The sequence below is a fragment of the Zemynaea arenosa genome, assembly GCF_004614185.1.
GTDB classification, from domain to species: domain Bacteria; phylum Pseudomonadota; class Gammaproteobacteria; order Burkholderiales; family Burkholderiaceae_D; genus Telluria; species Telluria arenosa.
Window position 1 is genome coordinate 1 of sequence record NZ_SPVF01000127.1, and the last position, 14046, is coordinate 14046.

The window sequence follows — 14046 nt, forward strand, 5'->3', positions numbered from 1 at the left end:
GCAGCAGGGCCGGCTCGCGCTCGGCGCGCGCGCGCACGTCGGTGAAGCCGTGCTCCAGGCCATTGCCGATCTCACCCAGGTGATTCGCAGTGAGTTCGCCAAGGTGAACGCCAAGCTGGACGAAATCCTCGAGCTGCTCCAGCACATCGTGCAGGAAATCCGCGACATGCGCTGGGAGCTCAAAGCCGTGCAGGAGCAGGTGGTGCAGCTCGACCGCAAGGTCAACGGCTTGCTGATCGGCGTGAACGACCAATTCCTGCAGACGGCCAGCCATGCGCTGCTGCAGCGGCACGCCGTGGCGCGCACGCTCGCCCGCAACCGTCTGTTCCAGCCCGAACGGATGGCGGAATTCCGTGCGTTCTACGCGCAGGCAGCGCTGGAGGCGAGCCAGGCGCCGTATATTCTCGACCTGCAGTCGACCGAATTGTCCCGGCTGGGCCTGGCCGAGGCCTTTTCCGAAGGCGCCAGCGGCGATGTGGAGCAGTACAAGCGGCAGTTGCTCGACGTGCTGGCCAATGACTTCGGCCTGCACCTTGCGGGGGCGCCCGTGTTCGAGCCGGTCCTACGGATTGCGCTGGAAGGCTACGCCGATGTGTGCCTCTCGGATCCGGCCGCGTTCAACATGCTGGACCAGATGGAACGCGACGAGCAGGCCGAGACCATCCGCGGGGTGCTGTTTGCGCACACCAGCCTGATGGAGGACCTGCGGCGTCAGGCCGCAGGCGGCAAGGGCCCAGGGCCAGTCGATCATCTGCTCGCCGATTACGCCCGGCAAGTCAGCGCGTTCCAGGACGCCTGGACGGTGGCCCGCACGGACGCCCAGGTGGCCTACATGGCCAAAGTCGAGCGCGGCGAATGGCCGGACCAGCGCTTCGCGTCCGGCCCGCTGTATCTGGGTGCTGCCGCCCAGCCCGGTTTGCAGCTGCTGGGCGATCAGTATTTCGGGCCCGGCGGTCCGGTGGCGAACCGGTTCTGTACGTTCATTCCGCAAGCGGCCGGCGAAGCCCCGGTGCACCCGCTGCGGCTGGAGATCGTGAATTGGGTGTTCGGCGGGCGCGATCCCTGGTCCGCCGGCCACCAACGGTACTTCGGTAAGATCACCGCGCATGTGCGCTTCCACGGCACGGTGATTCCGGGCTCGCAGTTCGAGGTCAACGTCCTGTTGTGGGTCCAGGGGCCGAAGATCCTGCAGGCGGAACAGGACCTCAACGACATCATGCTGCTGCTGTCGCTCGCGGATGCGCCTGCGGGGCATACCTCGGGCGTCGAGGTGCTGGTCAATGCGTTCGTGGCGACGCTCAGCAGTGGTGCGGCCAAGGACTGGGTCTATCAACAGCAGCTGTACCGCCTTGGCGCCTACCCGCTCGGGACGCAGGTCCTGCAGGCAGAAGAGTTCCTGCGGCAGGGGCCCTTGCACCCGTGCTGCACGGCGCTCACGTCCATGGAACGGACGGCGCGGGCGGTGCGGGCCCTGACCCGAATCGCTTACCCGGACGCGTACGCCGCGAGCGACCCTCTGCACGCCTTGTTCGGCCCCACGCCGGACACCGGCATGGTGGGCACCGCGTTGCTGGCCGGCTGGAGCACCTTCGTCCTGGAACTGCAGCGCGCTCCCACCGCCGTGTTGGCGCGCACCGATCCGGCGGCGCTGCGCTGGCGCGCGGCGTTGCTGCCGGGATGGCAGGGGCCCGCGGCCGTTCCGGTGGCGCTTCTGCCGGACTTGGCGGCGCGCCGCAGCCAGTACCTGGCCCAGGTGATCGGCCAAGTGTTCGCGGCCGGGCGCCAGCGCGGGGAGACTTTCCGCTTCGCGCGCGCCCACCGCATGTTCGAAGCGGCTATCGAAACGGTGATCGGCAGCGGGGTCAACGATAGCAATGTGTTCAGCAGCACCGCCGTGGTGCGGCGCCTGCGGCGCCAGACCCAGACCGCGCTGGCGCGCCACCGTCCGGGCAAGCCGGCCACACCAGACGCCCCGCCCGCCCCGGTCCGCGCGGCCCATGTGTGACATGCATACAATACAAATTCCATACAATTGTATGCATTAAAAACCTGTTGTTTTCATAACAGCTCCCGTTGACCCCCTCCCGGTCTGCATGTTTCCATTGCGGAACATGCAAGCCACTGAGCATTGCATGTGCCAAGCAAACACCGCCGCGCGCCCAAACCGCCCGCGGGTGGCGGTGCTCATTCATCCGTCTGCAAAAGGCAGACATACTGAGGAAGGCATATGTTGAAACAGACTCCCTTGAGCCAGGCCCTGGCGCTGGCTTACAGCGCCGCGGCCCTGTCCGTGGCACTCCAGGGCACCGCCCTCGCGCAATCGAACGCCACCGGTAACATCTTCGGCAGCGTCGACAACGCGGCGGGAGCCACCGTCGTGGTCCAGAACGCCGAGACCGGCCTGCGCCGCACCCTGACCCCGGATGCCTCCGGCCGCTACCAGGCCACCGCGCTGCCGCCGGGCCACTACAAGGTTGACTTGGTGCGCGACGGCAAGACCGTGCAGAGCTCCGAAACCGACGTGCTGCTGGGGCAGGGCGCCGACGTCTCCTTCGCCACCGCCAGCGCCAACGCCACCGTGCAGGTGACCGGCCGCCGCGGCGCACGCATCGACGTCTCCAACACCAACAATGGTGCCGTGTTCACCTCGCGTGAACTGCAGCGCCTGCCGGTGCAGACCAACATCACCTCGATCGCCCTGCTGGCGCCGAACACCGTGTCGGCCGACTCGGCCTACGGCGGCGCCTCGTTCGGCGGCTCGGGCGCGTCCGAAAACTCGTTCTACGTGAACGGCTTCCCGATCACCAATCCGAAGACCCAGCTGGGTTCGATGCAGCTGCCGTTCGGCGCGATCGGCCAGAGCTCGGTGATCACGGGCGGCTTCGGCGCCGAGTTCGGCCGCTCCATCGGCGGCGTGGTCAACATCACCACCAAGAGCGGCACCAACAACTGGGAAGTGGGCGCGACCTACAGCATCACCCCCAATTCGCTGCGCTCGAACCCGAAGAACATCTATTACGAGAAGACCGGCTTCGCCGACAACGCCGAGACCGACGGCACCCTGCACTTCCGCCGCGACAACAGCAAGCATGACGAGCAGGAGGCCGGGTTCTACGTGGGCGGTCCGCTGATCCAGGACAAGCTGTTCATGTTCGCCGCGATCGACCAGGTGTACACCAAGGACCAGTACCTGAACCGCACCTACGGCAGCACCGCCGCCACCAACATCGGCACCAACGGCTGGAGCCGCGACAAGTCGCGCGAGACCCGCTACACCGTCAAGTTCGACTGGAACATCAACGACGACCACCGCCTCGAGTGGACCTCGCTGGGCGACAACACGCGCGAGCGCCAGCAGCGCTACGGCTATGTCCTGAACGGCCCGCTGTCCGAGCTGAAGGGGAGCCCGAACGATGTCATGTGGAGCCAGCAGGACCGCAAGAACGCGGCCGGCTCGGGCGGCGACATCAACATGCTCAAGTACACCGGCAACCTGACCCAGGACCTGACCCTGACCGCCCTGTACGGCGAGCTGTCGGGCGACCGCGTGAACACCTTCGTCACCGACGGCGGCGCCGTGCCGCCGCTGGTGTCGGTGCCGTCGGTGTCGCGCCGCGTGCCGGCCCTGGATGCGCAGAACCTGTACGTCAACCACAACCGCTATGGCACCCCGGCCGAGCCGGACATCGAGATCCCGGGCACCTCCAAGGTCAAGGCCAGCCGCCTCGACCTCGAGTACAAGCTGGGCAGCCATACCCTGCGCGGCGGTATCGACTCGGTCAAGCTGTCCCTGACCAACGCCGGCCAGTTCCGCACCGGCGGCTCGTCCTGGAGCTACCAGCGCGTGACGGGCGACCCGAACCGCGTGGCGCTGCTGTCCACCGGCGTGGAAGGCAATGTCTTCGCCGCCGGTGGCTACGGCACCCAGGGCTACTATGCGGCCCAGACCAAGTTCTCCTCCGTCACCGACGCCGCCGAGAAACAGTCGGCCGCCTACATCGAGGACAAGTGGCAGATCACCCGCAACTTCCTGCTGAACCTGGGCCTGCGTTCGGACTCCTACTCGAACACCAATGGCGACGGCCAGAAGTTCCTGGAGATGAAGAACCAGATCGCCCCGCGCGTGTCGGCGTCCTGGGACGTGAACGGCGACGCCTCGTTCAAGGTGTTCGGTTCGGCCGGCCGCTACTACCTGCAGCTGCCGACGCAGGTGGCCGCGCGCGCCGCCTCGCGCTCGACCCTGACCCGCCAGGCCTTCACCTACACCGGGATCGACCCGGCCACCGGCGTGCCGACCGGCCTGACCGCCATCCACGTGCCGTTCTCGCCGGACGGCGAATACGGCCAGGCCAAGGACCCGCGTTCGGTGGTGGTCAAGGATCTCAAGTCCAACTACCAGGATGAAGTCACGCTGGGCTTCGAGAAGGCCTACAGCCCGGACCTGAACTATGGTGCCAAAGTCACCTACCGCAAGCTGGGCGCCGGTATCGACGACAACTGCGACACCCGCCGCCTGTACAAGTACGCGGTCGACCACGGCATCCCGGTGGTGTCCAAGGACTTCATGTCCTGCTACATCTTCAATCCGGGCGAGGACGTGACCGTGTGGATCGACGGCCACGATGAGAACGGCAACCCGGTCGTCTCCGGCAAGGGCCAGTACGCGCACTTCACCGCCGCCGAGATCGGCAATCCGAAGGCCGAGCGCAAGTACACCGCCGTCGACCTGTTCCTGGAACACCCGTTCCGCAACGGCTGGTTCGGCCGCGTGAACTACACCTGGTCGCGCAGCAAAGGCAACATGGAAGGCCAGACCCGTTCCGATTCGGGCCAGACCGACATCGGTACCTCGGCCGGCTGGGACTATCCGGAATTCGCGCCCAATACCTACGGCCTGCTGCCGAACGACCGCGAGCACGCGCTCAAGTCGTATGGCTACGTGGAGCTGAACAAGGAATGGTCGGTGGGCTGGAACGCGCTGATCCAGTCGGGCCGTCCGAAGGTCTGCCTGGGCACCGATCCGGTGGCCGACGCGGGTGACGACTCCAAGGATCCGTACGGCGGCACCTACGGCGGCCCGGCCTATGGCGCCGAGTACATGTTCTGCGGCGGCAAGCCGGTCCCGCGCGGCAGCATCGGCCGCCTTCCGACCGAGAAGCGGCTGGACCTGTCGCTGGCCTACAAGCCGGCCTACCTGAAGGACCTGACCCTGAAGGTGGACATGTTCAACGTGTTCAATTCGCAGACCGTGCTGGCGCGCCAGGAAACCTACGACGACGGTTCGGGCGAGAACATCGAGCCGAACTACGGCGAGACCCGCGACTTCGCGGCGCCGCGCAGCGTCAAGCTGTCGGTGGAGTACAACCACCGCTTCTGAACCTCCCGGTTCCCGCCATGACAACCCGCCGGTCCGCCGGCGGGTTTTTTTTTGCGCGGTGGCCGCGCGCCGCCGGGGGCATTGGACATGCTGTTGTTTTTTTAACTCGTGACAGAAAGGAAATGTTGACGCTGAACACACGGCGGTGCTTCCATCATGGGATCGCCGCACAGTGGTCCAGACCGCCACTCGCGCCGGCGCCGCATCCGTCGCCAGAACGGACGAGAAAAACGCCATCCCAACAGTCACCCTGCTGCTGCAGGACATGAAAGGACATCACAATGCTGAGAACTACCATCCTGGTGCGGGCACTGTCGATCGCGTGCGGCGCCACCACCCTGGCCGGCATGGTCGTGCTGCCCGCGCTGGCCCAATCCAACGCGGCCGGGACCATCTTCGGCCGGGTCGACCAGCCCGCCGGCGCGACCGTGGTGCTGAACAACGTGGAGACGGGCCTCAAGCGCAGCGCCGCCCCGGACGCCTCCGGCGCCTTTCGTGTGACCGCGCTGCCGCCCGGGCACTACCGGGTCGACCTCGTGCGCAATGGCGCGGTCGAGCGTTCCACCGAGGTGGACGTGCTGATCGGACAGGGCGTGGACGCCTCGTTCGGCGGCGCGGTGCAAAGCGTGCAGGTGACCGGCCGCCGGTCCAACCGCATCGACGTCTCCAGCGCCGACAACGGCGCCACCTTCACCGCCCGCGAACTGGCCCAGCTGCCGATCACCCAGAGCGTGGACGCGATCATCCAGCTGGCGCCGAACACCACCCGCGCCGATCCGCGCTACGCGGCCGGCGCCTCGTTCGGCGGGGGCGGCGCGTCCGAGAACTCGTACTACATCAACGGCTTTCCGGTCACCAATCCGCTGACTCAGCTGGGTGCCTCCGAGCTGCCGTTCGGTGCCATCGGCCAGGCCCAGATCCTGACCGGCGGCTTCGGCGCGGAATTCGGCCGCTCGGTCGGCGGCGTGGTCAACATCACCACCAAGAGCGGCACCAACAGCTGGGAATTCGGCGTGTCGGCCAGCACCGAGCCGAACTCGCTGCGCTCGAAACAGAAGAACATCTTCTACGCGCACAACGGCTTCGCCGACACCGACGGCACCCTGTATCAGCGCAACGACCAGAACAGCGACAGCAAGTACCGCTACGGCGCCTACGTGGGCGGTCCGATCGTCAAGGACACCCTGTTCATGTTCGTGTCCGCCGAGCGCATCCACCAGAAGCAGGGCTTTTCCAATGGGACCCAGGAAAGCGTGGAGTCGAACGGCGACACTGGCTGGCTCGACCAGCGCAACCTGACCACCCGCTACCTGGGCAAGCTGGACTGGAACATCAGCAACGAGCACCGCCTGGAATGGACCACCATCGGCGACCAGCCGGAAGCGGACCTGCTGTTCAGCGGCTTCGACAACCTGACCGGCATGCACTCGGCGGCCCTGAACCCGTCCGGCGGCCATTACGAGAGCTCGGCGAACATCACGCCGACCACCGGTGCCAAGACCAACATCCTGCGCTACACGGGCAACCTGAGCGACACCCTGACGGTGAGCGCCCTGTACGGCAAGAACAAGACCGACCACGTCAACAATCGCCTGGGCTACAACCCCAATATGCCGGGCATCATCATCAACGCCAACGGCCAGCCGCCCAGCCTGCCCAACATCATCAACCCGCAGCCGTTCGCCGGCCAGCGCCTGGACAGCGCCTATTCGTATGACGAGGTGCGCTCCAACCGCCTGGACATCGAGTGGAAGATCGGCGACCACACCGTGCGCGGCGGGTTCGACAACAACAAGCTGTCCTCCTTCGGCGCCGGCCAGATCATTGCCGGCGGCTACTCGTGGGTCTACGGCTTCACCGCCTCGCCCGGCAAGCCCGTGACGCTGAACGGCTACCCGACCGTGGTGCAGGGCAGCCCGCTGGCCGACCAGGGCTACTACGTCTACCGCAGCATCTTCAACGATGTGACCCAGGCTTTCTCCAACCAGTCCGCGCAGTACATCGAGGACCGCTGGCAGATCAGCAAGAACCTGCTGCTGACCGTCGGCCTGCGCGACGAGCAGTACAAGAACCTGAATGGCGACGGGGTGGCGTTCCTGAAGATCGACAAGCAGCTCAACCCGCGCGCCTCCGCCGTGTGGGACGTGCACGGCGACGCCACGTTCAAGGTGTTCGGTTCGGCCGGCCGCTATTCGATCCAGATCCCGACCCACGTGGCGGTGCGCGGCGCCTCGCGTTCGACCTTGACGCGCGAGTATTTCAGCTACACCGGCATCAACCCGGACGGGACCCCGGTCGGCCTCAAGAACCTGACCCCGGTGACCTCCTCGGACAACGAGTTCGGCCAGCCCAAGCTGGCCGAGACCGTCGCCGCGCAGAACCTCAAGCCGAGCTACCAGGACGAGCTGACCATCGGCTTCGACAAGCAGTTCTCGCCCGAGCTGAACGTCGGCGCCAAGGTCACCTACCGCAAGCTGCGCCAGACCATCGACGACTGGTGCGATGGCCGTCCGTTCGAGACCTGGGCGGCGGCGCATAACGTCGACATCAGCAACTGGGGAGGTTTCAACTGCGCCTCGATCAATCCGGGCCGCACCAACGAGTTCCTGGTCGACTTCGCCGGGTCCGGCTCCAATGCCAACCTGACCAGGGTGACCCTGACGGCGGCCGACATGGGCTTCGCCGAACCGACGCGCGTGTACAAGGCCCTCGACCTGTACCTGGAGCACCCGCTGCGCAACGGCTGGTACGGCAAGGTCAACTACACCTGGTCGCGCTCCAAGGGCAATACCGAGGGCCAGACGCTGTCGGCCGTGGCCCAGACCGACGTGGCCGCCACCCAGACCTGGGACCACCGCGAGATCATGGAGTACGCCGACGGCCTGCTGCCGAACGACCGCGAGCACCAGCTGAAGGCGTTCGGCTACTGGCAGTTCCAGCCGGAGTGGGCCGTCGGCGGCAACCTGCTGGTGGCCTCCGGGCAGCCCATCACCTGCCTCGGCACCTACCCGACTGCGCTGCAGGCGAACGATCCTGGTTTTCCCGATTACGGCTCGGCCTACCACTACTGCTACGGCCAGAACGGCGCGGACAACCCGCCCGCGCCGCCGGATGGCAGCCACCGGCTGCCCTGGGACGTGCGGCTGGACCTGAACCTGGTCTACCATCCGGCCGCGATCAAGGACCTGGCGTTCAAGGTGGACGTGTTCAACGTCTTCAACAAGCAAACCGTGCAGCAGGTCGACCAGCTGTATAACACCGACTCGGGCGACCGCTCGCCCACCTTCGGCACGCCCGGTTCGGTGGTCGGCTACACCGCGCCGCGCAGCGTCAAGCTCGGCGTGGAGTACAACCACAAGTTCTGACGCTCCCGCGGGGACAAAAAAAACCCACCAGCGATGGTGGGTTTTTTTCTTGGGCGCACAGCCCGTCCGGTCAGCGCGCCGCCATGTCCAGCGCCACCGCCTCCGCCACCTTGATGCCGTCCACCGCGGCCGACAGGATGCCGCCCGCGTAGCCGGCGCCTTCGCCGGCCGGGAACAGGCCGCGCGTGTTCAGGCTCTGCAGGTCGTCGTCGCGCCGCTTGATGCGGATCGGCGAGGAAGTCCGGGTCTCGACCCCGGTCAGCACCGCATCCTCCTTGAAGTAGCCCTTGATCTGCTGGTCGAAGGCGACGAAGGCTTCGCGCAGCGCCGTGATGGCGTAGTCCGGCAGGGCCGTGCCCAGGTCGGTCAGGTGCACGGCCGGCTTGAACGAGGGCACCACGCTGCCGAACGCCGTGGACGGCACGCCGCGCACGAAGTCGCCCATCAGCTGGCCCGGCGCGTCGTAGGTCGAGCCGCCCAGCACGAAGGCGCGCGATTCCAGTTCGCGCTGGAAGGCGATCCCGGCCAGCGGATGGCCGGGATAGTCGGCCGGCGTGATGCCGACCACGATCGCGCTGTTGGCGTTGCGTTCGGCGCGCGAATACTGGCTCATGCCATTGGTCACCACCCGGCCTTCCTCGGACGAGGCGGCCACCACGGTGCCACCCGGGCACATGCAGAAGCTGTACACCGAGCGCCCGTTGGCGGCATGATGCACGATCTTGTAGTCGGCCGCGCCCAGGATCTTGTTGCCGGCGTTGGGGCCGAAGCGGCACACGTCGATCAGCGACTGCGGGTGCTCGACCCGGAAGCCGATCGAGAACGGCTTGGCCTCGATGTACACGCCGCGCTGGTACAGCATCTCGAAGGTGTCGCGCGCGCTGTGGCCAAGCGCCACCACCACGTGGCCGCTGGCGATCTCCTCGCCGCTGTCCAGCACCACCCCGCGCACCCGGCGCGCCGCGCCTTCGCCCTCGACCAGCAGGTCGGTGACCTTGGTCTGGAACCGGATCTCGCCGCCCAGCGCGATGATGGTCTCGCGCATCTGCTCCACCATCTTGACCAGGCGGAAGGTGCCGATGTGCGGCTTGGACACGTACAGGATCTCCTCCGGCGCCCCGGCCTTGACGAACTCGGTCAGCACCTTGCGCCCCAGGTGGCGCGGGTCCTTGATCTGGCTGTGCAGCTTGCCGTCGGAGAAGGTGCCGGCCCCGCCTTCGCCGAACTGCACGTTCGATTCCGGGTTCAGCTTGCGCTTGCGCCAGAAGCCGAAGGTGTCGACGGTGCGCTCGCGCACCACCTTGCCGCGCTCGAGCACGATCGGGTTCAGGCCCATCTGGGCCAGGATCAGCGCCGCAAACAGGCCGCACGGTCCCAGCCCGACCACCACCGGGCGCGGAAACTTGCCGCGCAGCGCGGCCCCGTCCGCCACAAAGTGGTAGGCCAGGTCGGGGGAGGGACCGATGTGGGCGTCGCGCGCGTGGCGCGCCAGCGCCGCGGCTTCCTGCGCCACTTCGACGTCCAGGGCATAGATCAGGACGATCTCCGATTTCCGCCGGGCATCGTAGCTGCGCTTGTGCACGGTGAAACGGATCAGCTCGGCCGGCGCGATGCCGAGGCGGGTGACGATGGCAGCGGGGAGGTCGGCCTCCGCGTGGTCCAGCGGAAGCTTCAGTTCAGAGATTCGGAGCATGAGTGAGCGGCGGGTTGTCGGGCGGTGGCAGGACGCCAGGGCGGTATTTTAACCGAACAATCTACGGCGCCCGTGGCGACGCCGACAGTGCGTCACGAAACAAACATAGCATCAAACCCCCAACTCATGTGTGGAAAATTTCGCATCCATGTTGTTTTTAGTACATAAGCTACGCGTATATGTTTGACACTGCTTATTTTGATATGGTTCCATGCAGGGCTATACATACTTTGATTCGCATCAACGCATGTATTGAGCTGCCCTAAAGCGGCAAGTAGAAAAGTGGGACCCAAGCCGTGATTGAAAGAACTTGGTCCGGACAACCGGACCGTTACTCACAATAGGAAATCACAACAATGTTGAGAAAAACAGTATTAGCTCGCGCCCTGTTCCTGGCCTTCAGCACCGCAGCGCTGACGACCGCCGTGGTGGAACCGGCAATGGCGCAGTCGAACGCCGCCGGTACCCTGTACGGCGTCGTCGCACCGGGCGCCCAGGTGACCGCGAAGAATGTGGAAACCAACCTGACCCGTTCGGCCACGGCTGACGCGGCCGGCCGTTTCCAGATCACCGCGCTGCCGATCGGCCGCTACACCGTGACCGCCGGTTCCCAGACCGCCAACGTCGAGGTGCTGGCCGGCCAGGGTGTGGAAGCCCTGTTCGCCGCCGCCGGCGTGCAGCAGGTCCAGGTGACCGGCCGCCGCAGCCGCATCGACGTGTCCAACGCGTCCAACGGCGTGACCTTCACCGCGCGCGAACTGGCCAAGCTGCCGGTCGCCCAGAACGTGCAGGGCATCATCCTGCTGGCCCCGAACACCGTCAAGGGTGACTCGCGCTACGCCGCGGGCGACTCGTTCGGTGGCGGCGGTCCGTCGGAGAACGCGTACTACATCAACGGCTTCCCGGTCACCAACCCGCTGACCCAGCTCGGCGCGTCCGAACTGCCGTTCGGCGCCGTGGCCCAGGCCCAGATCCTGACCGGCGGCTTCGGCGCCGAGTTCGGCCGTTCCATCGGTGGCGTGGTCAACATCACCACCAAGTCCGGTACCAACAACTGGGAAGCCGGCGCGATGTACTACGTCGAGCCGAACGCCTGGCGTTCGACCCCCAAGAGCTCGTATTACCCGACCACCGGCAAGTCGTACAACTCGGTCACCGACGGCAAGGCGCGCGTCTACCGCGAGAACAACACCAACGATGGCCGCCGCTTCGGCGCCTACGTGGGCGGTCCGCTGATCAAGGACAAGCTGTTCATGTTCCTGTCCTTCGAGACCACCAACACCGACCAGGAATTCCTGGGCACCGCGTTCACCGCCAACGCGTCCAACAAAGACGGCTGGGTGAACCAGAAGGCCGTGCAGGACCGCTACCTGTCGAAGTTTGACTGGAACATCACCGACGACCACCGCCTCGAGCTGACCATGGTCGGCGACAACGCCAAGGCCGATCGCAAGCTGTACGGCTACAACTACACCACCAACACCCACGACAACAACCTGGCGCTGTCCGGCCACTTCTCGAACGACTCGACCGCGAACGGCTTCACCCCGTCCTCGGGCGGCGACTTCTGGAACCTGCGCTACGTCGGTAACCTGACCGACAACCTGACCCTGACCGTGGCGCACGGCCAGTCGACGGTGAAGCACGAGAACACCTTCGACACCAGCACCAGCGTGCTGCTGCCGTCGACCGCGATCGCCTCGGGCGGTAACCCGAACCCGGCCACGCCGATCAACAACCCGAACCCGGTGACCTTCCGCATCCTGCCGCCGGGCGCCGGCGACAAGGTCAAGGCCAGCCGTCTCGACCTCGAGTACAAGCTCGGCACCCACACCATCCGTGGCGGTCTGGACCAGGTCAAGCTGAAGTCCATCAACGCCGGTCAGATCACCGCCGGTACCGCCACCTGGACCTACCGCTTCACCTCGACCCCGACCACCCCGATCACCATGGGCAGCGGCCCGAAAGTGGCGACCGCTTCCGGTGGCGGCCTGGGTACCCAGGGCTTCTACGTGCAGAAGGCCGTGTTCGATACCTCGACCTCCGCCGCCTCGGACCAGGATGCGCAGTACCTGGAAGACAAGTGGCAGGTCACCAAGAACTTCCTGTTCACCGCCGGTATCCGCCGCGAGGGCTTCTCGAACCGCAACGGCGACGACCAGACCTTCCTGGAGCAGAAGAACCAGATCTCGCCGCGTCTGTCCGCCGCCTGGGACGTGAACGGCGACGCCTCGTTCAAGGTGTTCGGTTCGGCTGGCCGCTACGTGGTGCAGATTCCGACCAACGTCACCGTGCGTGGCGCGTCGCGTGCCACCAACACCAGCCAGTACTACACCTACACCGGCATCGATGCGAACGGCCAGCCGCTGGGCCTGACCAAGCTGACCGATCCGCGTTCGGCCAACAACGAGTACGGCCAGGCGAAGGATCCGCGCACCATCACCTCGACCAACCTGAAGCCGTCCTACCAGGATGAAATCACGTTTGGCTTCGAGAAGGCCTACTCGCCGGATCTGAACTTCGGTGCCAAGGCCACCTACCGCAAGCTGCGCGCGACCTCGGACGACTTCTGCGACCAGACCCCGTTCGACGACTGGGCCGCACGTAACCACGTGGACGAGTCCAAGTTCACCTACGGTATCGGCTGCGTGATCCTGAACCCGGGCATGGACCAGGACTTCCTGGTGGACTTCAACAACGGCGACCCGGCCCTGGCTGGCAAGAACCTGACCAAGGTCCACCTGACCGCGTCCGAGATCGGCCTGCCGGAAGCGAAGCGTATCTACACCGCCGTCGACCTGTTCGCCGAGCACCCGCTGCGCAACGGCTGGTACGGCAAGGTGAACTACACCTGGTCGAAGTCGCACGGTAACACCGAAGGCCAGACCAACTCGGATACCGGCCAGGCCAACGTGTCGATCACCGCGGTGTGGGACCAGAAGTACATCATGGAAGGTGCCGACGGCCCGCTGCCGAACAACCGCGACCACGTCCTGAAGGCCTTTGGTTTCTACCAGGTCACGCCGGAATGGACCGTGGGCGGCAACATGCTGGCCGCCACCGGCCGTCCGCGCAACTGCCTGGGTAACCACCCGGATCCGGCTGTGCAGGACCTCGGCTACGGCGCGTCGTACCACTACTGCTTCGGCAAGCTGGTGCCGCGCGGTGCCACCGGCAACTACCCGCCGGATGTCCGCTTCGACGCCAACGTGGCTTACTCGCCTGAGTTCCTGAAGGGCTTCCAGGTCAAGCTGGACGTGTTCAACCTGTTCAACCGCCAGGCTCCGAGCGCCATCCAGGACGTGGTCGAGAACGCGGACGGCACGATGCTGAACAACGCCCAGGGCGTGCTGTCGTACACCGCTCCGCGCAGCGCCCGTCTGACCCTGCAGTACGATCACAAGTTCTGATCGTTGATGTTCCTGGCCCGTGCGCGGGCCAGGCGCACCGAACCCCCGGTGGCTGGTCTCCAGCCCCGGGGGTTTTTTGTTGGGCGTGACGGAAAGCCGGGGGGCGGGCGGTGCGGTGGCCTCAGGCCTCCCAGGCAGCGGCCAGGGTGGCCAGCGCGGCCAGGCCGGCGGTCTCGGTGCGCAGTACGCGCGGGCCCAGTG

5 protein-coding genes are annotated in these 14046 nt (G+C 66.1%); 4 read left to right on the plus strand and 1 reads right to left on the minus strand.

Annotated elements, in window-relative coordinates; genetic code table 11:
* From E4L96_RS23640 to E4L96_RS09675, 3 genes are all read left to right on the plus strand, one after another.
* Nucleotides 1-2005: hypothetical protein (locus tag E4L96_RS23640; RefSeq protein ID WP_167758645.1), on the plus strand; the 2005-nt coding region annotated here is incomplete at its 5' end.
* Nucleotides 2006-2227: 222 nt separating this feature from the next.
* Nucleotides 2228-5377: a TonB-dependent receptor gene (locus E4L96_RS09670; RefSeq protein WP_135207010.1), complete on the plus strand. Its 3150-nt coding sequence runs from the start codon at nt 2228-2230 to the stop codon at nt 5375-5377.
* Between the two features lie 281 nt (nt 5378-5658).
* Nucleotides 5659-8742 carry a TonB-dependent receptor gene (locus E4L96_RS09675; RefSeq protein WP_135207011.1) on the plus strand — a complete coding sequence of 1028 codons (3084 nt, stop codon included), beginning with the start codon at nt 5659-5661 and terminating at the stop codon, nt 8740-8742.
* Nucleotides 8743-8812: 70 nt separating this feature from the next.
* On the opposite strand, the gene E4L96_RS09680 is transcribed toward E4L96_RS09675, so the two are convergent.
* Entirely contained in the window at nt 8813-10435 is a 1623-nt protein-coding gene (locus E4L96_RS09680) for an NAD(P)/FAD-dependent oxidoreductase (RefSeq protein ID WP_135207012.1), read from the minus strand.
* 356 nt (nt 10436-10791) lie between these two features.
* Here E4L96_RS09680 and E4L96_RS09685 point away from each other — a divergent pair, with 356 nt between their 5' ends.
* Entirely contained in the window at nt 10792-13845 is a 3054-nt protein-coding gene (locus tag E4L96_RS09685) for a TonB-dependent receptor (protein ID WP_135207013.1), read from the plus strand.
* Nucleotides 13846-14046: the final 201 nt, after the last annotated feature.

Bases quoted from the DNA above. Each gene is read 5' to 3' on its own strand.
- E4L96_RS09675 (WP_135207011.1), top strand. From the start codon at position 5,659: ATGCTGAGAACTACCATCCTGGTGCGGGCACTGTCGATCGCGTGCGGC.
- E4L96_RS09670 (WP_135207010.1), top strand. From the start codon at position 2,228: ATGTTGAAACAGACTCCCTTGAGCCAGGCCCTGGCGCTGGCTTACAGC.
- E4L96_RS09680 (WP_135207012.1), bottom strand. From the start codon at position 10,435: ATGCTCCGAATCTCTGAACTGAAGCTTCCGCTGGACCACGCGGAGGCC.
- E4L96_RS09685 (WP_135207013.1), top strand. From the start codon at position 10,792: ATGTTGAGAAAAACAGTATTAGCTCGCGCCCTGTTCCTGGCCTTCAGC.